At 72.0% G+C, this 22,306-nt stretch carries 23 protein-coding genes, 1 tRNA gene and 1 other RNA gene; 16 read left to right on the plus strand and 9 right to left on the minus strand.

Going from position 1 to position 22,306, the window contains the following annotated elements:
- Positions 1-11: 11 nt before the first annotated feature.
- From smpB to ACIBTV_RS16150, 4 genes are all read left to right on the plus strand, one after another.
- Entirely contained in the window at positions 12-491 is a 480-nt protein-coding gene (smpB, locus tag ACIBTV_RS16135) for an SsrA-binding protein SmpB (protein ID WP_396705514.1), read from the plus strand.
- A gap of 104 nt (positions 492-595) precedes the next feature.
- Positions 596-971, plus strand: a transfer-messenger RNA (tmRNA) gene (gene ssrA, locus ACIBTV_RS16140).
- A gap of 191 nt (positions 972-1,162) precedes the next feature.
- Positions 1,163-1,633: a hypothetical protein gene (locus ACIBTV_RS16145; RefSeq protein WP_396705517.1), complete on the plus strand. Its 471-nt coding sequence runs from the start codon at positions 1,163-1,165 to the stop codon at positions 1,631-1,633.
- A gap of 118 nt (positions 1,634-1,751) precedes the next feature.
- A complete protein-coding gene (locus ACIBTV_RS16150) occupies positions 1,752-2,717 on the plus strand; it encodes a hypothetical protein (RefSeq protein WP_396705519.1) in 966 nt (321 codons plus the stop codon).
- 62 nt (positions 2,718-2,779) lie between these two features.
- Here the strand turns inward: ACIBTV_RS16150 and mdlC are convergent, their stop codons facing one another.
- The gene (mdlC, locus tag ACIBTV_RS16155) at positions 2,780-4,375 is read right to left on the minus strand and encodes a benzoylformate decarboxylase (protein ID WP_396705521.1); all 1,596 of its coding nucleotides are present in this window, start codon (positions 4,373-4,375) and stop codon (positions 2,780-2,782) included.
- A gap of 337 nt (positions 4,376-4,712) precedes the next feature.
- Here mdlC and ACIBTV_RS16160 point away from each other — a divergent pair, with 337 nt between their 5' ends.
- The 4 genes from ACIBTV_RS16160 to ACIBTV_RS16175 all read left to right on the plus strand — a co-directional run bounded on the left by ACIBTV_RS16160 (position 4,713) and on the right by ACIBTV_RS16175 (position 6,767).
- The gene (locus ACIBTV_RS16160) at positions 4,713-5,303 is read left to right on the plus strand and encodes a YqgE/AlgH family protein (RefSeq protein ID WP_396705522.1); all 591 of its coding nucleotides are present in this window, start codon (positions 4,713-4,715) and stop codon (positions 5,301-5,303) included.
- A 114-nt stretch (positions 5,304-5,417) separates the two neighbouring features.
- Positions 5,418-5,490: transfer RNA gene (locus tag ACIBTV_RS16165), tRNA-Ala, on the plus strand.
- A gap of 167 nt (positions 5,491-5,657) precedes the next feature.
- On the plus strand, positions 5,658-6,152 hold the full coding sequence (locus tag ACIBTV_RS16170; RefSeq protein ID WP_396705524.1) for an SRPBCC family protein: 495 nt from the start codon (positions 5,658-5,660) through the stop codon (positions 6,150-6,152).
- A 171-nt stretch (positions 6,153-6,323) separates the two neighbouring features.
- Positions 6,324-6,767: a heme-binding protein gene (locus tag ACIBTV_RS16175; RefSeq protein ID WP_396705526.1), complete on the plus strand. Its 444-nt coding sequence runs from the start codon at positions 6,324-6,326 to the stop codon at positions 6,765-6,767.
- Between the two features lie 41 nt (positions 6,768-6,808).
- Here the strand turns inward: ACIBTV_RS16175 and ACIBTV_RS16180 are convergent, their stop codons facing one another.
- On the minus strand, positions 6,809-7,270 hold the full coding sequence (locus ACIBTV_RS16180; RefSeq protein ID WP_396705528.1) for a GNAT family N-acetyltransferase: 462 nt from the start codon (positions 7,268-7,270) through the stop codon (positions 6,809-6,811).
- 107 nt (positions 7,271-7,377) lie between these two features.
- A complete protein-coding gene (locus ACIBTV_RS16185; RefSeq protein WP_396705530.1) occupies positions 7,378-8,583 on the minus strand; it encodes a low temperature requirement protein A in 1,206 nt (401 codons plus the stop codon).
- Between the two features lie 124 nt (positions 8,584-8,707).
- Here ACIBTV_RS16185 and ACIBTV_RS16190 point away from each other — a divergent pair, with 124 nt between their 5' ends.
- Positions 8,708-10,543: a glycoside hydrolase family 15 protein gene (locus tag ACIBTV_RS16190; protein ID WP_396705531.1), complete on the plus strand. Its 1,836-nt coding sequence runs from the start codon at positions 8,708-8,710 to the stop codon at positions 10,541-10,543.
- A 70-nt stretch (positions 10,544-10,613) separates the two neighbouring features.
- On the opposite strand, the gene ACIBTV_RS16195 is transcribed toward ACIBTV_RS16190, so the two are convergent.
- A complete protein-coding gene (locus tag ACIBTV_RS16195) occupies positions 10,614-11,468 on the minus strand; it encodes a helix-turn-helix transcriptional regulator (RefSeq protein WP_396705533.1) in 855 nt (284 codons plus the stop codon).
- A 99-nt stretch (positions 11,469-11,567) separates the two neighbouring features.
- On the opposite strand from ACIBTV_RS16195, the gene ACIBTV_RS16200 reads away from it, so the two are divergent.
- The gene (locus tag ACIBTV_RS16200) at positions 11,568-12,332 is read left to right on the plus strand and encodes an SDR family oxidoreductase (RefSeq protein ID WP_396705535.1); all 765 of its coding nucleotides are present in this window, start codon (positions 11,568-11,570) and stop codon (positions 12,330-12,332) included.
- Between the two features lie 39 nt (positions 12,333-12,371).
- Here ACIBTV_RS16200 and ACIBTV_RS16205 read toward each other — a convergent pair whose 3' ends face one another.
- Together ACIBTV_RS16205 and ACIBTV_RS16210 are read right to left on the minus strand one after the other, a co-directional pair.
- Positions 12,372-13,163: an MBL fold metallo-hydrolase gene (locus tag ACIBTV_RS16205; protein WP_396705537.1), complete on the minus strand. Its 792-nt coding sequence runs from the start codon at positions 13,161-13,163 to the stop codon at positions 12,372-12,374.
- Between the two features lie 4 nt (positions 13,164-13,167).
- A complete protein-coding gene (locus ACIBTV_RS16210; protein WP_396705539.1) occupies positions 13,168-13,962 on the minus strand; it encodes an alpha/beta hydrolase in 795 nt (264 codons plus the stop codon).
- A gap of 146 nt (positions 13,963-14,108) precedes the next feature.
- Between ACIBTV_RS16210 and ACIBTV_RS16215 the strand changes: the two genes are divergently transcribed.
- Positions 14,109-14,672, plus strand: a complete 564-nt coding sequence (locus ACIBTV_RS16215) for a sigma-70 family RNA polymerase sigma factor (RefSeq protein ID WP_396705541.1) — start codon at positions 14,109-14,111, stop codon at positions 14,670-14,672.
- Complete coding sequence (locus tag ACIBTV_RS16220; RefSeq protein ID WP_396705542.1) at positions 14,673-15,287, plus strand: hypothetical protein; 615 nt, start codon at positions 14,673-14,675, stop codon at positions 15,285-15,287. It begins immediately after the preceding gene.
- A 94-nt stretch (positions 15,288-15,381) separates the two neighbouring features.
- Here the strand turns inward: ACIBTV_RS16220 and ACIBTV_RS16225 are convergent, their stop codons facing one another.
- Both ACIBTV_RS16225 and mgrA read right to left on the minus strand, forming a co-directional pair.
- A complete protein-coding gene (locus ACIBTV_RS16225; RefSeq protein ID WP_091591861.1) occupies positions 15,382-15,504 on the minus strand; it encodes a 50S ribosomal protein L36 in 123 nt (40 codons plus the stop codon).
- A 101-nt stretch (positions 15,505-15,605) separates the two neighbouring features.
- Positions 15,606-16,601 (minus strand): L-glyceraldehyde 3-phosphate reductase, encoded by a 996-nt coding sequence (gene mgrA, locus ACIBTV_RS16230; protein WP_396705544.1) that lies wholly within the window; start codon positions 16,599-16,601, stop codon positions 15,606-15,608.
- A 97-nt stretch (positions 16,602-16,698) separates the two neighbouring features.
- Between mgrA and ACIBTV_RS16235 the strand changes: the two genes are divergently transcribed.
- The 4 genes from ACIBTV_RS16235 to ACIBTV_RS16250 all read left to right on the plus strand — a co-directional run bounded on the left by ACIBTV_RS16235 (position 16,699) and on the right by ACIBTV_RS16250 (position 21,267).
- Positions 16,699-17,196: a hemerythrin domain-containing protein gene (locus ACIBTV_RS16235; RefSeq protein WP_396705546.1), complete on the plus strand. Its 498-nt coding sequence runs from the start codon at positions 16,699-16,701 to the stop codon at positions 17,194-17,196.
- Between the two features lie 50 nt (positions 17,197-17,246).
- Positions 17,247-18,713: a magnesium chelatase gene (locus tag ACIBTV_RS16240; RefSeq protein ID WP_396705548.1), complete on the plus strand. Its 1,467-nt coding sequence runs from the start codon at positions 17,247-17,249 to the stop codon at positions 18,711-18,713.
- Positions 18,714-18,715: 2 nt separating this feature from the next.
- On the plus strand, positions 18,716-20,668 hold the full coding sequence (locus ACIBTV_RS16245; protein WP_396705550.1) for a VWA domain-containing protein: 1,953 nt from the start codon (positions 18,716-18,718) through the stop codon (positions 20,666-20,668).
- Positions 20,669-20,802: 134 nt separating this feature from the next.
- Positions 20,803-21,267: a hypothetical protein gene (locus tag ACIBTV_RS16250; RefSeq protein ID WP_396705552.1), complete on the plus strand. Its 465-nt coding sequence runs from the start codon at positions 20,803-20,805 to the stop codon at positions 21,265-21,267.
- A 23-nt stretch (positions 21,268-21,290) separates the two neighbouring features.
- Here the strand turns inward: ACIBTV_RS16250 and ACIBTV_RS16255 are convergent, their stop codons facing one another.
- On the minus strand, positions 21,291-22,286 hold the full coding sequence (locus tag ACIBTV_RS16255) for a GlxA family transcriptional regulator (protein WP_396705555.1): 996 nt from the start codon (positions 22,284-22,286) through the stop codon (positions 21,291-21,293).
- Between the last annotated feature and the right edge of the window lie 20 nt (positions 22,287-22,306).

Raw genomic sequence — 22,306 nt, forward strand, 5'->3', positions numbered from 1 at the left:
AGGTGGCGCCGATGCCACGGGAAAAGGGACGCAAGGTTGTCGCCTCCAACCGCAAGGCGCGGCACGACTACGCCATTCTCGACACGTACGAGGCGGGCATGGCGTTGACCGGCACCGAGGTCAAGTCGCTGCGCGCCGGCCGTGCCTCGCTGGTGGACGCCTTCGCGCAGGAGCGCGACGGTGAGCTCTACCTGCACGGCATGCACATCCCGGAGTACACGCAGGGCACCTGGACCAACCACGAGCCCCGGCGCACCCGGAAGTTGCTGCTGAAGCGTCTGGAGATCGACCGGCTGATCGGTAAGACCCGCGAGGGCGGCCACACGCTGGTCCCGTTGCAGGTCTACTTCGCCGACGGCTGGGCGAAGGTGGAGATCGCTCTCGCCAAGGGCAAGAAGTCGTACGACAAGCGCCAGGACCTCGCCAAGCGGGACGCGGAACGGGAGATCGCTCGGGTCAGCGGCCGGCGTGGCAAGGGAATGGATGACTGATTTGTCCTGTTGGCCGGGGTCGGCGTGCCGACCCGGGGCTCGGGATGAAACAGGTTGCGCCAAGCGTTAGTCTTGTCAGTGCCGCCAGATCGGCGGCCTGTCGAGGGGGTGACTGGTTTCGACTTCGTACGCAGCGACAGGGGAAGCGAGCCGAGGAAGCCGACGTCGTCTCGAGAATCGGTCGTCGGAAACCAATAAGCGCCAAGAACAATCGCGCTGACTTCGCTCTCGCCGCCTGAGGCGAGTAGTGAGTCTGTCGGCCTGGGAACGCCTTCGTCCCAGTTAGCCGGCATCAGCTAGAAGGCTGGCCAATCGGACCCGGTCGCGGGGTCCGTGCGGCGAGATCAATCAGCGACTGGGCCCGTCACACCAACTTGCTCGCGTGAGCGGTGGGGCCGAGTAGAGGCATAGCGAGCTGCGCTCGGAGAAGCCCTGACAAACCGGCGAAGGACCCGGGTTCGATTCCCGGCACCTCCACCACCTGACCTGTGCGCCCCGGTCCACCGGACCGGGGCGCACAGTCGTTCTCCCAGTCGTTCTCCCGGGACAGCAGTGACACGCGGGTCTGCTGGGGCCACTGGGACGGATGAGGCGCCCCGGGCACCTGGACAGTCGAGGGCCACGGGTTCACCATCGGCGTACGCGGTCTGACGCAGCGCGGGAGGTGTCCCATGGCCACCCAACCGATCCGGCAACCGTCCGCCGTTCCCGGGGCGCTCCGGCCGCCCGCCGCCCGCCCGCACCCGGTCACCCTCCTCGGTGACCTGCGGGTGCTCGACCGGGCGTTGGCCGCTGCGGCCGGGCAGCCGTGCTGGCGGCAGCGGGCGATGATCCGACTGACGCCGGTCCGGCGAGGCTTCGCCGCCCACGTACGGGCCACCGAGGGGCCGGGCGGCCTCTACGCCGAGTTGCTGGCGCAGGCGCCCCGGCTCGACCACGGGGTGCGTCTGCTGACCCGGGAACACGCCGTGATCGCCGCGATGGTCGCGGCCATCCAACGGGCCGTCGAGCTGCCCGACACGTCGGCGGACGAGCTGCGCGGACTCACCGCCCACCTGCTCGGCGCACTGGCGCGCCACCGGCAGCGCGGCGCCGACCTGCTCTGGCAGGCCTACGAGACCGACCTCGGCGGCGAGACCTGAGCCTCGCCGGCATCCGATCCGGCCGACGCCGACCGGTGGCCGGGGCGTGGCGGCAACCGTCGACCGGTGGGCCGGGCGCGCGGCGGAACCGCCGGCCGACGCCGCACGTCCTACCGCCATGCGTCGACCACTCGTCCTGCTGAGCCTGTCGCTGCTGATGCTGGCCGCCGGGTGCGCCCAGGCCGGCTCCACCCCCGCCGCTCCCGGCGGCGCCACCAGCCCGGACCACCGCTGGGAGGGGTTCTCGCAGCGGGCCACCGAGACCGCCGAGGCGTGGCGACCCGATCCGACGTGGACCCACGGGTACGTGCCGCTGGAGGGCCCCACCGTGCTGACCGGCGACCCGCGGTTCACGCCGGACACCGAGCTGGCGTACCAGGCCGGCTGGTACCGTGCGCAGGCCCCGCTGCCCGGTGGCCGCGAGGCCGACGGCACGATCCGCTTCCCGGACGGCACGCTGACCGTGCCGCTGGTGAGTGCCGCCGAGGCGTACCGGGGACTCGACCAGGGGGACCCGCCGCCGTGCGAGGAGGGCCCCCAGTCGCCGCCGCCCCGGACCAAGGGCGGTCCGATGATCGAGCCCGGACCGGACGGCTGGGTGACCGGTCCGCCGCAGTCCGCCTGCACCCCGCTGACCGTCACCGCCGTGCGGCTGGGGACCGCGCCCGTACGGACCAGTCGGGGTGAGGCGCAGGTGCCGGCGTGGCTGTTCACGGTGCGGGAGTTGGCGGCCCCGGTGGCCCGCGTGGCGGTGGCGCCGCAGGCGACCGAGGCCGCCCCGGAGCCCCGCACCCCGCAGCGCGGCGCCCCCGACGGCGTGGTCGGCGCACAGGACCTCCAAATGGTGGAGGGTCTCCGCGTCACCTACCGGCTGGGTGTGGGCGCCTGCGACACCGACATCACCCCGCTCGTGCAGGAGCGTGACGACGTCGTGGTCGTCGGTGGCGGGGTGACCCGGGCCAGCGGAATCTGCACCGAGCAGCTGAAGCTGGCACCGGTCACCGTCACGCTGAAAGCGCCGCTGGGCGCCCGCCCCCTGCTGGACGTGCTCACCGGCGCTCCGCTGCGGCTCGCGGCGCGGTGACGCCGGGTGCACCACCGGGGCGTGTGATCGCCGGTCGGCGGCGGCCGTGCCGGGCGTGCCGGTCAGAGGATCCGGGGCGGGTCGGTGCTGATCGGCACCGGCAGCACGGTCGGGCCGTCCGCCGCCAGCCCGTCGGCGAGCGCCTCACCGAGCTCGTCCGGCGTCTGCACCACGCGGGCGTCGCAGCCGTATCCCCGCGCCACGGCCGTGAGGTCCAGGCCCGGCAGGTCCAGGCCGGGCACGCCCGGCGTGTCCTTGAGCTCGGCGAACGCCTTGAGGATCGCGTACTGCTGGTTGACCGGCACCACGACGACCAGCGGCAGCCGCAGCCGCGCGGCCGTCCACAGCGCCTGCACCGAGTAGTGGAACGAGCCGTCACCGATCACCGCCACCACCGGGCGGCCCCGGCCGGTGTCCCGTTCGGCCAGCGCCACCCCGACGGCCGCCGGCAGGCCGTAGCCCAGCCCACCGCTGGCCATCGTGAAGTACGACGACGGCCGGGTGATCCGCAGCTGCCGGCGCAGGGCGGACAGGTTGGACGGACTCTCCTGCACCAGCACCCCGTCCGCCGGCCAGTGCCGGGCCAGCGCGGCGAACAACGCGTCGGCGCTCAGCGGTGTCGTGACCTCCGGCGGGGGCGGCGCGGGGCTCGGGTCCGGCGGCGGTCGGTCGGCGCGCGGCACGAGGTCGACCAGCGCGGCCAGGGCCAGCCCCGGGTCGGCGAGCACGCTGTCACCGACCGGTGCCCGGGCCACCTCGTCCGGGTCGTCGGTGACGTGCAGCAGCCGGGCCCCGTCGGGCAGGTACTCGCCCGGCACGTAGGGGTAGTAGCGGAAGACGGGCGCGCCCACCACGAGGATCGTGTCGTGGCCGCGCAGCGTGTCGGCGAGGGGGCCGATCGCGAACGGCAGCACCCCCCGGTAGTGCGGGTGGTCCTCCGGGAACCCGGCCCGCTCGGGCGCGGGGGCGGACCAGACCGGCGCGGCCAGCCGCTCGGCCAGCGCCGCCGCGAGCGGCCACGCGTCCGCACGGTCCACCGCCGCGCCGAACACCAGGGCCGGGTTGCGGCTGCCCGCCAGGAGGTCGGCGAAGCGTGCGAGCTGCTCCGGGTCCGGCGCGTAGCGGGTGGCCACCGAGCGCGGCGGCGGGGGCGGGTCGGCGGGCTGGGCCCAGTCGTCCAGGGGCAACGAGAGGAAGACCGGGCCGGCCGGTGGCTGCACCGCGGTCGCGTACGCCCGCAGCAGCGCGCCGGGGATGTCCTGCGCCCGGACGGGCTCGTAGGCCCACTTCACGTACGGCTGGGCGAACTCCGTCGCCCGGCGGCTGGTCAGCCGGGGTTCGAGCAGCAGCATCTCGCGGGCCTGCTGGCCGGCGGTGACGATGAGGGGGGTCTTGTTGTGCCAGGCGGTCACCAGGTTGCCCATGCCGTTGCCGGTGCCCGGCGCGGTGTGCAGGTTGACGTGCGCGGGGCGGCCGGTGGCCTGCGCGTACCCGTCGGCGATGGCGACCGCGGAGGCCTCGTGCAGCGCGAGCACGTAGTGGAAGTCGGCCGGGAACTCCTGGAGGAAGGGCTCCTCGGTGGAGCCGGGGTTGCCGAAGACGGTGGTCAGGCCGAGGCTGCGGAGCAGGTCGTACGTCGTCTCCCGGACAGTTGCCATCGCCACCTGCCTCCGTGTCGCGGGCGTGCTCGGCTCGCCGGAGACGGCGCGCCCCGACCCCTGCGAATCTATCGGGACAGGCCGGGCAGTTCGGGCTTTTCCCCGCCGTCCCCCGGTCGTGCGCGGCCGGACGCGGCCGGACGTGGACGGTCGGTGGCCGCGGATCGGCCGTCGGAACCATCGACGGTCCTTCATTTCGGCCGATCACCCGCCGCGCAGACCTTAGCCACCGACCCCGGCGCAAGCTATGGTGCCAGGCATGGCGTTGACAGCGCGGATCCCAATTGCCCGACGGGGCAACGGCTCCCGTGCGGAGCACGGGTGACAGGTGCGTGACATGCAGGGAGAGGGCCAGGCGATCGGCGGGCGGGCCATGGAGTCGATGACCGGACGGCTGCTGGTCGCGACTCCGGCTCTGAAGGACCCCAACTTCGACCGTACGGTGGTGCTGCTCGTCGCTCACGAGCCGGGCGGGGCACTCGGCGTGGTGCTCAACCGCGCCACCGAGGTGCCGGTCTCCGACGTCCTGGGCGACTGGGGCGACCTGGCCCGGCACCCGGCCGTGCTCTTCGAGGGCGGGCCCGTGCAGCCCGACTCGGCCATCTGCCTCGCCCGGATGCGGCAGCCGGTGACCCGGCTCAAAGGATTCCACCAGGTCTCCGGCGCGGTCGGCACGATCGACCTCTCGGTCGATCCGGAGCGGGTGCGGGAGAGCGTCGGCGGCATCCGGGTCTTCGCCGGCTACTCGGGCTGGGGCTCCGGGCAGCTGGAGAGCGAGATCGAGGAGGGCTCCTGGTTCGTGCTCGACGCGCTGCCCGGCGACGCCTTCGTCGACCGGCCCGACGACCTGTGGCCGATGGTGCTGCGCCGCCAGGGCGGGATGATGGCCGCCGTGGCCCACTTCCCGCCGGACGTGGCGCTGAACTGACGGCCGGAGTCCGAGTGGCCGGGGCCGGGGCGGGGGTGGGTACCCCGCGAGATGACCACGCCCGCCGACATGTGTATAGTTTCGCCAGTGCCCGGGCGACCGGGACAACCGCAAGGGGCCGTGGCGCAGCTGGTAGCGCACCACACTGGCAGTGTGGGGGTCAGGGGTTCGAGTCCCCTCGGCTCCACCCTTCGCGATAAGGGCGTTCGCCGGACACGGCGGACGCCCTTCGTCATTCCGGACAAGACGGTTCTCGGCCGGCTCGACGACGCGGACCTGGACGCCACCGAGATCGGCCAGTTTCGGTTGCTGCGGCACGCGCGCGGGTAGCACGTCGGCACTACGGTGGGCCGCGTGATCGTGCGTACGCGGTGGACCGTCCCGCACCCGCCGGAGGTGTTGTGGCCGGCGCTCTGCGACTCTCGCCTCGAACTCCAGCCCCGGTGCCCGGTGTTCTACCTGGGCACGCCCAGGCCGACGATGTGCCGCTTGCCCGACGGTGAGGGTGAGGTGGACGCGGCCCGGCAGTGTGTCTCGGAGCAGGGGGTGGTGCGGCAGCGGATCACCGTGTGGGAGCCACCGGCCCGGCTGGCGTTCCACATGGAGTCGACGGATCTCGGCTTCCACCGCTATGTCGACCAGTTGGCGGATCTGTTCGAGCTGACCCCCGCCGGTCGCGGCACACGGATCACCCGGACGACCACCGTGACCGTCCGAGGGCTCCGGCGCGCCGCGCTGTATCCCGCACTGTGGGTCGGGTTGAAGTCGGTGCACCGCTTCGTCTTCCGCAACTGGCAGAAGATGGCGCTCTCGCCGCCTCGCCCGGACGCGGCCGTCTCCCCTCGGTGAGCCGGCGGTTTCCGGGACGATCACGGCTGGTGCCTCAAGGCTGGTGGCGCGACCAGCTTCGACGCTCGCCGTTCCGCAGGCCGGCCCCGGATGGTGCGTGAACGCCTTCCTGGGCGGCATGTGGTCGTGCGGTATCGTCTCGCCGAAATTGGCGGACAACCGAATGAGAGCATGACAGTGCTCAAGCTGGAGCAAGCCAACAGGATCATCGCCGCTGCGATCGCCCACGGGCGGGCGATGAATCTCGATCCGCTGGCCGTCGCCGTGCTGGATGCCGGTGGCCACCTCCTCGCCTTCCAGCGCGAGGACGGAGCGGGTTTCGCGCGATTCCACCTGGCGCACGCGAAGGCGTGGGGAGCGTTGGGCATGGGCTTCGGCACCCGGGAGTTGATGGAGCGCGCGGAGAGTTTCCCGGCCTTCGTCATGGCCGCATCGGCTGCTACCGGCGGACGAATGATCCCTTCACCGGGCGGGGTGTTGATCCTCGACGCGAACGCGGCGGTGATCGGCGCGGTCGGCGCCTCCGGCGACGCCGGCGACAACGACGAAATCTGTGTGCTTGCCGGCATCGATGCCGTCGGCCTCGCGGCCCGCCCCGGAGCTGGTGAAGGTTAGCAACGGGGAAACCGCGGTTCTGCCCAGCTGGCGTGCCCTGACTAACCGCCTGGCTTCAGCAGCATCAGCTGGGGCTGCATCGCGAAACCGTGCCGCTGGTAGAGGTCGATCGCCAAGGCACGGGCGTGCACGGTGAGGTGCTCCAGTCCGAGTTCAGCCGCCCGGGTGGCGACGGCGTGTACGAGCTGCCCGCCGACGCCGTGGTGCCGCTCCGCGGCGAGTACGTAGACGCTCTGCAGGTCGCCGGAGCGCCGGTCGAAGGCGGCCGCGGACGGCACGCGATCGGTGATCGCCAGCCAGGCCATCCCGATGACGGCGTCGCCTCGGGCCGCGAGGAAACATTCGTGCCCGGGAGCGCTACGAGCCCACTCGGTGAGGTAGGCGATGTAATCCTCCCGGCTGCCCTGGGGTCGCTGATCCAGCTCCAGCAGCCATTGCCAGCGCAGTTCTGCGGCGGCCGGGAGGTCTGTTTCGGTGGCACGACGGATCTGGATCTCGCTCACGCGGCCATTGCTATCACGTGACCGGCCGAGGTCAGCGTGCCGGGTCGGCTGGTCCCGCAGGCCAGCTCGGTGATCCGGTGGCTTCCGGGACGAATGCGGCGGCTGCCTCAGGCCGGTGGTGCGACCTGCTTCGGCGCCCGCCGGTAGCCGCTCGCGGTGTCCCAGACGGCGATGCCGGCGAGGACGAGGGTCGCCGCGGCCAGCGTGACCTCGGGCCTCAGGTGGATCGCCGCGGGGGAGAGGGCGGCGAGGACGACGATGCCGACCGGCCGGGGCGGCGTTATCCGGCCGAAGATCACGTATTCGAAGCCGGCCCGTCCGGCCAGGAACAGGGCGGGGCCGCCGGTGATGCCCGCGATCCACGCGGCCGGTGTCATTTCGGTCGGATGGTCGATGGCCAGGGTGAAGCCGACGGCGGTCAGGATGCTGCCGGCGATCATGGCGATGTGCGCGTACGCGGACCACTGGCTGAGGCGGTGCGGGTTTCGGGACGCCGCGATGGCCGGGGCGAGCTGGGATCCGGCCTGGTAGATGTAGAGCCGCCACATGAGGGCGGCGCTGACGTACGACAGGGTGAGCACCAGGGTCCGGTCGAGGGTGAAGTTCTCGTAGCCGCTGGTGCTGAAGGTCAGGCCCATGATCAGGACTATCTCGCCGAGCGCGATGATGAAGACCTGTCGGTAGCGCTCGGCCAGGTGCGTCGCGATGATCTCGAGCACGGGCGTGTTCTGCTGACGCTTCCGCCAGGGGGTCGGCCAGCGCAGCGCGGCGGAGACATAGTCGATGGCCAGGGCGGCCAGCCATACGATGCCGCGCGCCCACCCGTCGAGGAAGGCGCCCGGGATCCAGAGTGCCGTCGAGATGGCGGCCCAGAACCAGGCGCGCGTCGCGTGCCGCAGCACGGCGGTGCCGCGCGCCACGCACACGACGAAGAGGAAGCGCGTCAGGTTGATGACCGTGAAGATCACGCCGAAGAAGAGCCCGTTGCCGTCGAATCCCTTCGGCACCTGGATGGCCATCAGCAGGATGCCGAACATGGCCACGAGGACGTACCACTGCACGGACGTGTTCTGCGGGTCGAACTGGTCGGTGAGCCAGGCGGTCAGGACCCAGAGCCACCACAGCGCGAGGAACAGCACCAGCGCTTCGAACCCGCCGGTCAGGGTGAGGTCGTCGATCAGGAGATGGGTGAGCTGGGTGAGGGCGAAGACATAGACCAGGTCGAAGAAGAGTTCGAGGAACGCGGGTTGTTTCGGCGCGTCCCGGGTCCGCAGGGGCGAGTGCGCCTGCGGGCGGTGATTCGTCGATGGCACGGGTTCCCCTGCTGAGCGGTCGCCTGGTGGTGCACTTTAGGTGCTTTTATGAGTTTGATCCAGGATCAGCCCATCGAATCGTCTTAAGCTGGGCATACCGCCTGAACGATGCGATGGAGGGCCGGTGGACTCGTACCCTGCCGTGGAGGCGCACGGTCTGATCGGAGACCTTCAGACGGCCGCGCTCGTGACCGACGACGGGGCCGTGGACTGGTTCTGCGCCCCCCGGTTCGACTCCCCGAGCATCTTCGCCGCCCTGCTGGACACGCGCCGGGGCGGCCACTTCCGGATCTCCCCGGACGGCGCCGACTACACCAGCAAGCAGCTGTACCTGCCCAGCACACCCATCCTGATCACCCGTTTCCTCACGCCGGACGGCGTGGGCGAGGTGATCGACTTCATGCCGGTGACGGGTGAGCAGGCCACCGACCGGCACCGCCTGGTCCGCATCGTGCAGGTGGTCCGGGGCACCATGCGGTTCCGCATCGACTGCCAGCCCCGCTTCGACTACGCCCGCGGGCGGCACGAGGTGGACATCCGGCCGGACGGGGTGGTCTTCCGCGGTGCGACCCTCACCGTGAACCTCAGCCCCATCCGAGGCGGCGGCCGGCTGTTCGAGGACGGCGAGGTCCGGCGCAGCGACGAGGGCGTCCACCTGGTCGGCACGCTGCACGAGGGCCAGGTGGGCGGCGTGATCCTGGAGACGGCCGGGGACACGCCGCGCGTCGTCACGCCCGACGAAGCCTGGGACCTGATGGACCAGACGCGCGACTACTGGCGGCAGTGGCTGGCGGATTACCGCTACGAGGGGCGGTGGCGGGAGGTCGTCGAACGGTCGGCGATCACGCTGAAGCTGATGACGTACGCCCCCAGCGGCGCGCTGGTGGCCGCGCCCACCGCCGGTCTGCCCGAGCAGGTCGGCGGGGAACGCAACTGGGACTACCGCTACGCCTGGATCCGCGACGCCTCCACCTCCGTGTTCGCGCTGCTCAGCGTGGGCTTCACCGAGGAGGCCCAGCGGTATCTGGGCTGGGTCGAGGACCGGGTCGTGGCGAGCGCGAACGAGGGCGTACCGCTGCAGATCATGTACCGCGTCGACGGGCGGCGGGACCTCACCGAGGAGGTGCTCGACCATCTGGAGGGCTACCGGGGGTCGGCCCCGGTGCGGATCGGCAACGACGCGGCCGGTCAGCTCCAGCTCGACATCTACGGTGAGGTCGTCCACGCCATCCACCGGGCCGCCGCCAACGGCATGCACGGCTCCCACGAGGGTTGGCGGAGCATGGTCCGGATCGTCGACTGGCTCTGTGACAACTGGGACCAGCCCGAGGACGGCATCTGGGAGACCCGGGGCGGCCGACAGGACTTCACCTACGGACGGCTGATGTCCTGGGTGGCGCTCGATCGCGGCATCCGCCTGGCCCGCCACAACGGCCGCCCGGCCGACACGGCGATGTGGATGCGCAACCGGGACGCGATCTACGACCAGATCATGTCCCAGGGGTACCACCGTGGACGTGGCGCGTTCGTGCAGCACTACCGGACCGACGTGCTGGACGCCTCGCTGCTGGTCATGCCGTCACTCGACTTCGTGTCGGCGACCGACCCGATGTGGGTGTCGACGCTGCGGGCCATGGAGGACGAACTCGTCTCCGACAGCCTCGTCTACCGCTACAACCCGGCCGCGTCACCCGACGGCCTGGCCGGTAGCGAGGGAACCTTCAGCATGTGCAGCTTCTGGTACGTGCGGGCACTGGCCGAGGCCGGCCGGCTGGACGAGGCTCGGCTGACCTTCGAGAAGATGCTCACCTACAGCAACCGGCTCGGCCTCTACTCCGAGGAGATCGCGCCCAACGGCGAGCAGATCGGCAACTACCCGCAGGCGTTCAGCCACCTGTCCCTCATCTCCGCCGCCCTTCAGCTCGACCATCTCATGGCCGGCCGGTCTCCCCGGTGGTAGCGGCCGGCCGGTGAGTCGCGGCCCGGGCCGCACTCGTCGCGTCCCGCCAGGTCGCGACCGGGGCCGTCACTCAGCCGGGGAGCAGGTCGCTGGGGAAGCGTTCGTGCCCCAGCACCCGGAGCAGCTGGAGCTTCTCGTGGCCCTCGCTGCGCGGCGGAGCGGTGAGCACCAGCAGCGCCTGGGACTGGTCCTCGGTGAACAGCGCCTGGCAGTCCAGCTCGATCGGCCCCAACTCCGGATGGATGAGCGTCTTGTGGTCGGCGAACCGTCGGCCGACCTCGTGCCGCTCCCACAGCTCGACGAACTCCGGGCTCGCCTTCCGCAGCGCCCGCACGAACTCGCCGGCCCGCGACTGCGGGCCCATCGACCCGTACGCGGCCCGCAGCGTCGCCACCAGGGCGCGGCTCTGCCGGTCGCGGTCGTCCTCCGGGTAGCGCAGCCGTTCGGTCGGGTCGGTGAACCACCGGTAGATCTCGCTGCGGGCCAGGCCGGTGTGGCCGGACTGGTCGCCGAACAGGGCCGCGGCCATCCGGTTCTGGACGAGCGTCTCGCCGAGGTTGGACAGGATCAGCGCCGGGGTGTCGTCGAGGCGGTCCAGCACCCGCAGCAGCGCGGGAGCGACGTGGGTGACGGCCGGCACGGCGGTGGGCGCGTTACGCCCGGCCACCTGGAACAGGTAGTCCCGTTCACCACCGGTCAGCCGCAGCGCCCGCGCGAGCGACGCGAGCATCTGCTCGCTCGGCTGCGGGCCGCGCTGCTGCTCCAGGCGGGTGTAGTAGTCGGTCGACATCGCGGCGAGCGAGGCGACCTCCTCCCGCTTCAGCCCTCGGGCCCGGCGGCGTGGGCCGGGTGCCAGCCCGACGTCCCCGGGTTGCAACGCCTCCCGGCGGCGACGCAGGAAATCGGCGAGCGCGGCGCGGTCCATGGCCCCAGTATCCGTCCGGTCGCGGCGTCAACCAGGGATCGCGGATCCCCCGATGGGCGCTCTCTTCCGCCGCCGCGGGCCCCGGCGCACCGTGGGGGCATGAACATCTCGGGAAACACCATCTTCATCCCCGGCTCGACGAGCGGGATCGGTCTCGCGCTCGCCCTGAAGCTGCACGAGCGGGGCAACCGGATCATCATCGGTGGTCGGCGCGCCGACCTGCTGCGGCAGCTCGCGGCGGAGCACCCGGGGATCGACACCGTGCAGATCGACACGGCGGACGCGGCGAGCATCGACGCCGCGGCCAAGGAGGTGCTGGAGCGGCACCCCGACCTCAACGTCCTGGTCACGATGGCGGGGATCATGCGGGCCGAGGACTGGCACCGGCCGGAGAGCTTCCTCGCGTCCGCCGAGTCCGTGGTCACCACGAACGTGCTCGGGCCGATCCGCCTGATCGCCGCGTTCGTCGAGCACCTGCAGACCCGGCCGGACGCCACGATCGTCACCGTCTCCTCGGGCCTCGCGTTCACCCCGCTGAAGGTCACCCCGAGCTACAACGCCTCGAAGGCCGCGATCCACATGCTCAGCGAGTCGCTGCGGCTGCAACTCGCGGACACGAGCGTGCAGGTGCTGGAACTGGTGCCCCCGTCGGTGCGGACGGCGCTGATGCCCGGCCAGGAGACCAACGAGGTCGCCATGCCGCTCGACGAGTTCGTCACGGAGGTGGTCGGCCTGATCGAGACGCAGCCGGACGCGAAGGAGATCCAGGTCGAGCGGGTGAAGTTCCTCCGTTACGGCGAGGCGCGCGGCGACTACGACCAGGTCGTCGCGGCCCTCAACCGCAGCGACCCGCACGGGAAGTAGTCCGCGCCTCCGGCGGCCGCCGGGACCGGGCCGGGCGGCTCAGAGGGCGTCGGGGAGCGTCACCGGGGTGCCGATCGGCAGCCAGCGCAGTGCCGACCGCACCTGCTCGGGTGCGGCGGCGAAGGCCCGCTCGACCGGCTCCCGGCCCTCCTGGAAGTGTCCCCAGCCCTCGTAGTGCACGGGCAGCACCGTCCGGGGGCGCAGCAGCCGGCACAGCTCGACGGCCTCCCGGGCGTTCAGGCTGTAGCGGACCGGCCCGGTGACGCCGAACCGGACCGCCCCGAGGTGCAGCAGCGCCGTCCGGACGACCAGCCGATCGGCCACCCGGCGTAGGCCGCCGTGCAGCACCGTGTCGCCGGTGATCCAGAACGCGTCGGGGTGGTCGGGCCGGCGCAGGGCGAAGCCGGTCACCGCCCCGGTGATGGCGCGGCTGAGCGGGGGGCCGTGCCGGGCCGGTGTCGCGGTGACCAGCAGCCGGCCGTCGTCGTACCCGATGGTGGCGGTCTGCCAGGGCGCGAGCCCGACGGCGTTGCCGCCCAGCCGACGGGCCGCGGCCCGGGTCGTGAGGACCACCCGGGCGGTCGGCAGCAGCGCGCGCCCCGCCGTGTCCAGGTTGTCGCCGTGCTGGTCGTGGGTGAGCAGCACGGCGTCGATCGGCGGCAGATCGCCGGCCGCCAACGCGGGGCCGGTGTTCTTGCGGGACGCCGACCCCCACCCGAACGTGTACCGCCGGCCCGGCGGGTCGAAGGTGGGGTCGGTCAGCAGCCGCAGCCCGTCGACCTCGATGAGCGTGGTCGGCCCGCCGACGTGGGTGATCCGGACGTCGGTCATAGGCCTACCGGGCGTGTGCGAGGGCCCAGGTGAGGACCTCGTCGGCGATCTGCTGCCAGCCCTGCTGCGCCGGGAGCAGGTGGGCGTAGCCCGGGTACACCTTGTGCCGGGTCACCGTGTCCGAGGTGTAGTGCTGGGCGTTGGCGCGCTGGACGCTCGGCGGCATCAGGTGGTCCTCACCGCCGGAGACGAACAGCAGCGGGGCCCGGCGGTCGTTGGTGTAGTCGACCCACGTGTCCTGGTGACCGGGTCGGACGTTCGCCAACAGGCTGCCCCAGAGGATCGAGGCCGAGGCCGGGATGTGGTAGCGCTCGTAGAGCGCGCGGGACTCCGGCTCGCTGAACGTGTTGGTGAACGCGTAGTGCCACTGCTGGTGCGTGAAGCCGATCGCCTTGTGCCGGTTGGCGGGATTGCGCAGGACCGGAAAGGTCGACTTCAACTGGGACAGGGGTGCCACCTTGACGCCCTCGGTGGGCGCCGAGTTGAGCGCCACGCCGGCCGCGCCGAGGCCGCGGTCGAGCAGGATCTGGGTGAACACGCCGCCGGCCGAGTGCCCGATCAGGACGGGCGGCGTGGGCAGGGCGCGGACCACCGACTCCAGGTGGCTTACGATCTCCGGCACGGTCACCCGCGCGATCGGGCTCGGGTCGGCGTTCAGCGCCTCGACCTCGACCTCGAACCCCGGGTACGCGGGCGCGAGCACCCGGTAGCCCTGCTGCTCGTAGTGCGTCTTCCAGTGCTCCCAGCTGCGGGGTGTCACCCAGAACCCGTGGATCAGAACGATCGTGTCGGCTGTCATCCGTCCTCCAGGGTGCCGCGAAGCGCACGGGCCGTTCCCAGTGTCGGTGACGCGGCCGGGTGTCCACGCGTGGATGACGAACCTTGGGATGACGCGTCCAACCCCATAGCGGACGAACGGCGCCGTTCGTGGGACCACCCACGCGGATGCCGAAGGTGACGCCGATCACAATCCGCTGGGTTGGTAAGTGTGTTGTCCGGCTCGGGCGTGGGGGAGGCGTGGAGCGAGAACGGAAGGAATTCGCGGCCTTTTACTCGGGTTGCCGTGACGACTGTTTGCGGGCTGTGGTCGCCGTCTCACGAGAGCCCGCCCTTGCGGAGGATCTTGTTGCGGAGGCCTTTTCCCGTGCCTGGGCGTCCTGGGCAAAGGTGCAACGGCATCCGGCGCCGGCGGCTTGGGTGGTCAGGACGGCTCTCAACCTCCGCGTTTCGTGGTGGCGCAGGCGCCGACGGGAGTCACCACTGGCAAACAGTGATGTCGTCGGTTCTTACGAGGCGACCGGCTCGCATGAGGGTTTGCTTGCCCTCGTTCGCGGCCTGCCGCGGCGACAACGCGAGGTGGTCCTGCTTCGGGTTTGGCTCGATTTGGACGCACGAACGACCGCCGAGGTGCTTGGGATTTCGGTTGGGACCGTTGGTGCTCATCTGTCTCGGGCAACCGCAGCTCTGCGCACTCATCTTATGAATTCAGATCTGGAGGAAGTGAGCTAGATGAACGACGAGCGGGTTGTCGAGGAACTGCGGCGGTCGGTCGCGGATGTGCGTATGACGCGGCCGCTTGACCGCATTGAGCACCGAGGTCGTCAGCGGCGTCGTAACCGAGGGCTGCTGGGTGCCGTCGGAGGTGGCGGTGCCGTCGTGGTCATCGCCGGGCTGGCGTTGGCCCTGCCGGCAGCGGCCCCTGCCCCGGAGGTGTCGACGGCTGGTGGACCGTCCGGCGGGGCGTCGCTGACGCCTGTGGCGTTCGAGGTGAAGCGTCAGGCGGATCAGACTGTTGAGCTGATCCTGCGCGATGAGGTGACTGATCCGCAGGCGCTGCGTGCGGCGCTCGCGTCTGCGGATGTGCCGGCGCAGGTCGAGATCGGTAAGCGCTGCACGCCGGTCGGCGCGGAACTGCCCGAAGCTGAGAAGGTCTACCGTACCGAGGTCGCCGCGCCTGGATACGAGTTCGCACTTGTTATCACCCCGAAGGCGATGCCGGCCGGCAGTGAGCTGATGTTCAGTATCTTCCGTCCGAATCCCGCGGCCAAGGGGCACAAGATGGACGCCGCGCTCGTCGCTCGGGGTGCTGACATGACGTGTGTGCCAATGCCGAGTCAAAAGTAGCCGGATCTCACCCCGTGCCCGGGTCGCCATAGGTCGCCATAACGGACGAACGGCGCCGTCGCGGGTGCGACGGCGCCGAACGGGAAACGAGAGGTCAGCCCTGGCGGCTCTTCCACTGGGGGTTGGCGCGGTTGACCACGACCACGCGGCCGCGACGGCGAACCACCACGGAGCCCGGCTTCTGCTTCAGCGACCTCAGGGAGCTGCGTACCTTCATGTCCTCATCTCCTCCGGCTCGGGTCCTGCCTCGTGCCGTACGCAGGAGAAAACGCCGACGCCCACCCGGTGATTCCCGGGTGGGCGTCGGCCGGGACACGGTCAGCCGAGGTGCTTGTCGATCTCGGTCAGCTCCTCGGCGGTGAAGTCGAGGTTGGCCAGCGCGGCGATGTTCGCCTCCAGCTGCCCGACGCTGCTCGCCCCGATGATGAGGCTGGTCATGCGCGGGTCGCGCAGCGCCCAGGCGAGCGCGAGCTGCGCCAGGGTCTGGCCGCGCCGCTCGGCGATCGCGCCCAGCGCGCGGATCGTCGACATCCGCTTCTCGTCGAGGTCGCTCTCGTTGAGGAAGACGCTCGTGCGGATCCGCGAGTCGGCCGGGATGCCGCCCAGGTAGCGGTCGGTCAGCAGGCCCTGCGCGAGCGGGCTGTAGGCGATGCAGCCGGCGCCGACCTCGGCCAGCGTGTCCAGCAGGCCGTCCGCCTCGGTCCAGCGGTTGAGCATCGAGTAGGACGGCTGGTTGATCAGCAGCGGGGTGCCCAGGTCCCGCAGGATCGCGGCGGCGCGGGCGGTCTGCTCGGAGTTGTAGTTGGAGATGCCCACGTAGAGCGCCTTGCCGGAGCGGACGATCGCGTCGAGCGCCCCCATCGTCTCCTCCAGCGGCGTCTCCGGGTCGAAGCGGTGGGAGTAGAAGACGTCGACGTAGTCCAGGCCCATCCGGCGCAGCGACTGGTCGAGCGAGGAGACCAGGTATTTGCGGGAGCCCCACTCGCCGTAGGGGCCGGGCCACATCAGGTAGCCGGCCTTGCTGGAGATGACCAACTCGTCGCGGTAGGGCCGCAGGTCGGTGGCGAGCAGCCGGCCGAAGTTCTCCTCCGCGGCGCCGGGCGGCGGCCCGTAGTTGTTGGCCAGGTCGAAGTGGGTGACGCCGAGGTCGAACGCACGGCGGACGATGTCCCGCTGCCGCTCGAACGGCCGGTCGGGGCCGAAGTTGTGCCACAGGCCGAGGGAGATGGCGGGCAGCCGCAGGCCGCTGCGCCCGCTGCGCCGGTAGGTCATGGTGTCGTAGCGGTCGTCCGCGGCGAGATACGTCACGATCATGAGCCTAGTAGTCGCCACTGACAGGCTGCTCAGGCGCGTGACCAAGTGCGCCCCCGGGGAGTTGACCCTCACGCCGGTACATCCGAGCGGGGGGACGATGGACGACATCACCGCCATGATCATGGACGACCACGCCGCGTTCCGGCGGGGCTTCGCCCGGCTGGACGACGCCCGCAGCGAGCAGGAGCTGCTGGCGATCTGGGACGCGCTCGCCCTGCACCTGGACATCCACGCGGAGGCCGAGGAGACGATCCTCTACCCGCACCTGGTGCGGCACGGTGACGACGGTGAGGCCGAGACCGCCGACGCGGTGGGCGACCACAACAAGATCCGCGACGCGATCGCCGAGTCGAAGCTGCACCCGGTCGGCTCCGACCAGTGGTGGGCGGCCGTCTGGCGGGCCCGCCGGGAGAACAGCGAGCACCTGGCCGAGGAGGAGGACGAGGCGCTGCCCGACTTCCGCCGGCACGCCGACACCGAGCTGCGGGCCGAGCTGGGCCGGCGGTGGCTGACCTTCTACGGCGAGCACAAGAACGGCCGGGACCTCGCGTTCGCAGACAAGGACCCGCAGCGGTACGTCCGCGAGCACCGCTGACCGCGGTCAACGCAGCGGCGTCACCGCCGTACCCGAGCTAGCGTGGGCGGGTGACTGCGCCCAACCCGGTTATCCCGGTCCCACCGGCCGACCTGCCCGGCACGCTCGGCGAGCTGAAGGCGGCCGGCCACCGTTACCGCACCGTCAAGCAGGAACTCCGCGACAACCTCCTGGCCCGCATGCGCGCCGGCGCCGACCGTTTCCCCGGCATCGTCGGCTACGACGACACCGTGCTGCCCGAGGTCGAGCGGGCGCTGCTCGCCGGGCACGACGTGGTGCTGCTCGGCGAGCGCGGCCAGGGCAAGACCCGACTGATCCGCTCGCTCGCCACGCTGCTGGACGAGTGGACCCCGGTCATCCCCGGCTCGGCGCTCAACGAGCACCCGATGCACCCGCTCACCCCGGCCTCCGTCGCCCAGGTCACCGAGGCCGGCGACGACCTGCCGATCGGCTGGCTGCACCGGTCGATGCGCTACGGCGAGAAGCTCGCCACCCCCGACACCAGCGTCGGCGACCTGATCGGTGACGTCGACCCGATCCGGATCGCCCAGGGGCGCACCCTCGGCGACCCGGAGACGATCCACTTCGGCCTGGTGCCGCGCACCAACCGGGGCATCTTCGCCGTCAACGAGCTGCCCGACCTGGCCGAGCGGATCCAGGTGGCCCTGCTCAACGTGCTGGAGGAGCGCGACATCCAGGTCCGGGGGTACCAGCTGCGGCTGCCGCTGGACCTGCTGCTGGTGGCCAGCGCCAACCCGGAGGACTACACCAACCGGGGCCGGATCATCACCCCGCTGAAGGACCGGTTCGGCGCGGAGATCCGCACCCACTACCCGGTCGACCTGGACCTGGAGCTGGCCCTGATCCGTCAGGAGGCGGACCTGGTCGCCGAGGTGCCGGAGCACGTCCTGGAGGTGCTGGCCCGGTTCGCCCGGGCGGTGCGGGAGTCACCGTCGGTGGACCCGCGCTCCGGCGTCTCCGCCCGGTTCGCCATCGCCGCCGCCGAGACGGTGGCCGCCGCCGCGCTGCGCCGCTCCGGTCTGCTGGCCGCCGGCTCCGCGTCCGGCACCGGCGACCCGGCGGTACGCCCCGAGGCCCCGGTGGCCCGGGTCGGTGACGCCGTGTCGGTGACCTCGACGCTGCGCGGCAAGGTCGAGTTCGAGAGCGGCGAGGAGGGGCGGGAGATCGAGGTCCTGGCCCACCTGCTGCGGACGGCCACCGCCGAGACGTTCCGGGCGCGGCTGGTCGGGCTGGACCTCTCCGGCTTCACCGAGCTGGTCGCGGAGGGCGCCGTCATCGAGACGGGCGAGCTGGTCGGCTCCGCGGACCTGCTGCGCCAGGTCGGCACCGTGCCCGGCCTCGCGAAGGTGCTGGACCGGCTCGGCATGGGCGACGCGCCCACCCCCGAGGAGGCGGCCGCCGGCGTCGAGTTCGTGCTGGAAGGTCTGCACCTGACGCGCCGGCTCGGCAAGGACGTCACCGACACCGGGCGCACCGTCTACGGCGGTCGGGGCTGAGCATGGCCGGCAACCGGTTCCGGTACGGGCAGTGGCGCGGCGGGCCGGACCCGCTGGCACCCCCGTACGACGTGCGTGCGGCGGTCGACGCGGTCGGCTCGGAGGTGCTGGCCGGCGGCAGCCTGCGGGAGGCGCTGCGGGACCTGCTGCGTCGGGGCCCCCAGGGGCGTGGCGGCCTCGACGAGCTGGCCGCCCGCGCCCGGCGGCTGCGCCGGGAGGCGCTGCGCCGGGGCGACCTGGACGGCGCCGTCACCCGGTCCCGCGCCCTGCTCGACCAGGCGCTCGCCGCCGAACGCGACGAGCTGCGCGGTCGGGACGACGACGCGGCGCGGTTCGCCGAGGCGGTGCTGGACAACCTGCCCCGCTCCACCGCCCGCGCGGTGCAGGAGCTGGCCGGCTACGAGTGGGCCAGCGACGAGGCGCGCCGCTCGTACCAGCAGATCCTCGACGGGCTGCGCGACGACGTGCTGGGCCAGCGGTTCGCCGGGCTGCGGGACGCCGTCCGCGCCTCCGCCGACCCGGCGGCGCAGCAGCGGCTGGCCGAGATGATGCGGGACCTGAACGGCCTGCTGGCGCGGCACGCCCGCGCGGAGGACACGACGGACGCGTTCGCCGAGTTCATGCGGCGACACGGCGAGTTCTTCCCGGAGCAGCCGGCGAACGTCGACGAGCTGGTCGACGTGCTGGCCCGGCGCTCGGCGGCCGGTGAGCGGCTGATGCGGTCGCTCTCCGACCGGCAGCGCGAGGAGCTGGCCGGGCTCATGCGGCAGTCGCTCGGCGACCGGCTGGCCGGCGAGCTGGCCGCGCTCGACGGCCACCTGCGCGCGCTCCGGCCCGACCTGCGCTGGGGCCGTGGCGAGCGGGTGCGGGGCGAGCAGCCGCTCGGCTACGGCGAGGCGGCCGGCGCGCTGGACGAGATCGCCGAGCTGGACGACCTGCTCGACCAGCTCGACCAGGAGCACCCCGGCGCGACCCTGGACGACGTCGACGTGGACGCGGTGGCCCGGACGCTGGGCCGCGACGCGGCCGACGACGTACGCCGGCTGCGGGAGCTGGAGCGGGAGCTGCGCCGGCAGGGCTGGGTGAGCCGCGACGCGGACGGCCTGACCCTGAGCCCGAAGGCGCTGCGCCGCCTCGGCGGCACCGCGCTGCGCCGGGTCTTCGCGGACCTGACCGCCGGGCCGCGCGGCCAGCACGACCTGCGCTCGGCGGGCGCCGCCGGCGAGGTCAGCGGCGGGTCGCGGCCCTGGGAGTACGGGGACGAGCAGCCGCTGGACGTCGTCCGCACCCTGACCAGGGCGGTGCGCCGCGCCGGGCCGCAGGTGCCGGTGCAGCTGGCGGTCGAGGACTTCGAGGTGGTGGAGACCGAGCGGCGGTCCTCGGCGGCGGTGGCGCTCTGCGTCGACCTGTCGTACTCGATGATCTCCCAGGGGCGGTGGGGGCCGATGAAACAGACCGCGCTCGCCCTGTCGCACCTGATGGCGACCCGGTTTCCGCAGGACGCGTTGCAGATCATCGGGTTCGGCCGGGAGGCTGTGCCGCTGAGCCAGCAGGAGCTGGCCGGCGTCGACCCGGACTTCGAGCAGGGCACCAACCTGCAGCACGCTCTGCGGCTGGCGGCCCGGCACCTGCGCCGGCACCCGGACGCCGAGCCGGTGGTCCTGGTGGTCACCGACGGCGAGCCGACCGCCCACCTGGACCCGGACGACGGTGAGCCGCTCTTCAACTGGCCGCCGCTGCCGGAGACGATCGAGGCGACGATCCGGGAGGTGGATCGGCTCGCCCGCTACGGGGCGACGCTGAACCTCTTCATGCTCGGCGATGATCCGGGGCTGCGCCGCTTCGTCGACGCGGTGGCCCGCCGCAGCAAGGGCCGGATGTTCACGCCGGACCCGGACGACCTCGGCGAGTACGTCGTCTCCGACTACCTGCGCTCCCGCCAACCCCGCCGCTGACCCCGAAGCGCGCCGCCGCCCGACCTGGGGTGCGTCGATCATGCAGTTGTGGTGCCGGACAGAGGGTGCACGTCTGGGTGAACCGGGCACCACACCTGCATGATCGACGGGGTGGGGCGGGGTTGACTGACTGAGTGGACAGCGGGAGGTTGCGCCAGACGTACGACGAGTTGCTCGCGGAGATCGACGCGGGTGGGTTCGGGCCGCCACCCGCGGGCCAGCTCAGCGCCGAGCAGATCGTCGCCCACCTGGCGGCCAACGACGAGCTGATGTGCGAGGCGAGCGAGGCGGTGCTGGCCGGGTCGCCGTTCGCCTACTACGACCTGGAGACGATCCACCGCCCGCAGGTCGACGCGCTGGTCGTCGAGTGCGGCGGGCTGGACGGGGTGGCCGCCCTGTTCCGGGCCACCAGCCAGAAGCTCTGCGCGCTGACCGACCGGCTCGGCCTGGCCGCGGAGACCCCGGTCGAGACCCACCTGCGCGAGGGCTACGACCTGAACGTCGACGACACGCTGCCCTGGGGCCGCACCCTGGACCTGCACACCACCGTCCACCTCCCCAAACACCTGGCCCAACTCCGTCTCCTCCGCCCCGCCTGAACCGAGAACCGCCCGATGTCGTATCAGGGGGTGGGGTGGCGGAAGGTTCGGCGGTAGGTGGACGGGGCCACGCCGAGGCGTACGTGGAGGTGCTGGCGCAGGGCCGACGCCGTGCCGAAGCCGGAGCGCCGCGCGACCTGGTCGATGCTCAGGTCGGTGCTCTCCAGCAGCAGTCGGGCGTGCTCGGTGCGCTGCTGCAGCAGCCACTGCGCCGGGCTGAGCCCGGTCTCGGAGCGGAACCGCCGGGTGAAGGTGCGCACGCTCATCCGCGACTGTTCGGCCAGGTCGCGCAGGCTGACCTGCTCGTGCAGCCGCTGCCGGGCCCACTCCCGGGCGGTGGCGGTGCTGGTGTCGGCCACCTTCGGCACCGGTCGCTCGATGTACTGGGCCTGCCCACCCTCCCGCCACGGGGGCACCACGCAGCGCCGGGCCGCCCGGTTGGCGACCTCGGTGCCGTGGTCGGCGCGGATCACGTGCAGGCAGAGGTCGATGCCGGCGGCCACCCCGGCGGAGGTGAGCACCCGATCGTCGTCGATGAAGAGCACGTCCGGGTCGAGGTCGACGCGGGGGTGCAGGCGGCGGAACCGGTCGGCGTACGCCCAGTGGGTGGTGGCCCGGCGCCCGGCGAGCAGGCCGGCGGCGGCGAGTACGAACGCGCTGGTGCAGATCGACATGATCCGCGCACCCCGGTCGTACGCGGCGCGCAGGGCGGCCGCCACCTCCCCGTCCAGCGTCCCGTCGGTCAGCGGGGGCCCCTCGTGGATGCCGGGGACGATCACGGTGTCCGCCGTCTCGATCAACTCCAGCCCGTGGTCGGGGAGGACCTGGTAGCCGGCGGTGCTGCGGACCGGCCGGCCGCCCGGGGTGCAGACGTCGACCGTGTAGAGCGACCGGCCGTGGGCGTCCCGGGCGGTGCTGAAGACCTGGGCGGGAGTGCCGAGGTCGAGGCCGACGACGTCGTCGAGGGCGAGGACCGCGATCCGGTGCGGCGAGAAGGTCATGGCCCAATTCTTGCGCATGGTGGCTTCCCGGCCACTCG

Source organism: Micromonospora sp. NPDC049366, assembly GCF_044466625.1.
In the GTDB taxonomy this organism is placed as follows: Bacteria; Actinomycetota; Actinomycetes; order Mycobacteriales; family Micromonosporaceae; genus Micromonospora.

Coding starts and splice junctions, on each gene's coding strand:
- ACIBTV_RS16225 (WP_091591861.1), bottom strand. CDS start 15,504: ATGAAGGTACGCAGCTCCCTGAGGTCGCTGAAGCAGAAGCCGGGCTCC.
- mgrA (WP_396705544.1), bottom strand. CDS start 16,601: ATGATCGTGACGTATCTCGCCGCGGACGACCGCTACGACACCATGACC.
- ACIBTV_RS16205 (WP_396705537.1), bottom strand. CDS start 13,163: ATGACCGACGTCCGGATCACCCACGTCGGCGGGCCGACCACGCTCATC.
- smpB (WP_396705514.1), top strand. CDS start 12: ATGCCACGGGAAAAGGGACGCAAGGTTGTCGCCTCCAACCGCAAGGCG.
- ACIBTV_RS16145 (WP_396705517.1), top strand. CDS start 1,163: ATGGCCACCCAACCGATCCGGCAACCGTCCGCCGTTCCCGGGGCGCTC.
- ACIBTV_RS16150 (WP_396705519.1), top strand. CDS start 1,752: ATGCGTCGACCACTCGTCCTGCTGAGCCTGTCGCTGCTGATGCTGGCC.
- ACIBTV_RS16200 (WP_396705535.1), top strand. CDS start 11,568: ATGAACATCTCGGGAAACACCATCTTCATCCCCGGCTCGACGAGCGGG.
- mdlC (WP_396705521.1), bottom strand. CDS start 4,375: ATGGCAACTGTCCGGGAGACGACGTACGACCTGCTCCGCAGCCTCGGC.
- ACIBTV_RS16160 (WP_396705522.1), top strand. CDS start 4,713: ATGCAGGGAGAGGGCCAGGCGATCGGCGGGCGGGCCATGGAGTCGATG.
- ACIBTV_RS16210 (WP_396705539.1), bottom strand. CDS start 13,962: ATGACAGCCGACACGATCGTTCTGATCCACGGGTTCTGGGTGACACCC.
- ACIBTV_RS16195 (WP_396705533.1), bottom strand. CDS start 11,468: ATGGACCGCGCCGCGCTCGCCGATTTCCTGCGTCGCCGCCGGGAGGCG.
- ACIBTV_RS16245 (WP_396705550.1), top strand. CDS start 18,716: ATGGCCGGCAACCGGTTCCGGTACGGGCAGTGGCGCGGCGGGCCGGAC.
- ACIBTV_RS16235 (WP_396705546.1), top strand. CDS start 16,699: ATGGACGACATCACCGCCATGATCATGGACGACCACGCCGCGTTCCGG.
- ACIBTV_RS16255 (WP_396705555.1), bottom strand. CDS start 22,286: ATGCGCAAGAATTGGGCCATGACCTTCTCGCCGCACCGGATCGCGGTC.
- ACIBTV_RS16215 (WP_396705541.1), top strand. CDS start 14,109: ATGCCGAAGGTGACGCCGATCACAATCCGCTGGGTTGGTAAGTGTGTT.
- ACIBTV_RS16220 (WP_396705542.1), top strand. CDS start 14,673: ATGAACGACGAGCGGGTTGTCGAGGAACTGCGGCGGTCGGTCGCGGAT.
- ACIBTV_RS16175 (WP_396705526.1), top strand. CDS start 6,324: ATGACAGTGCTCAAGCTGGAGCAAGCCAACAGGATCATCGCCGCTGCG.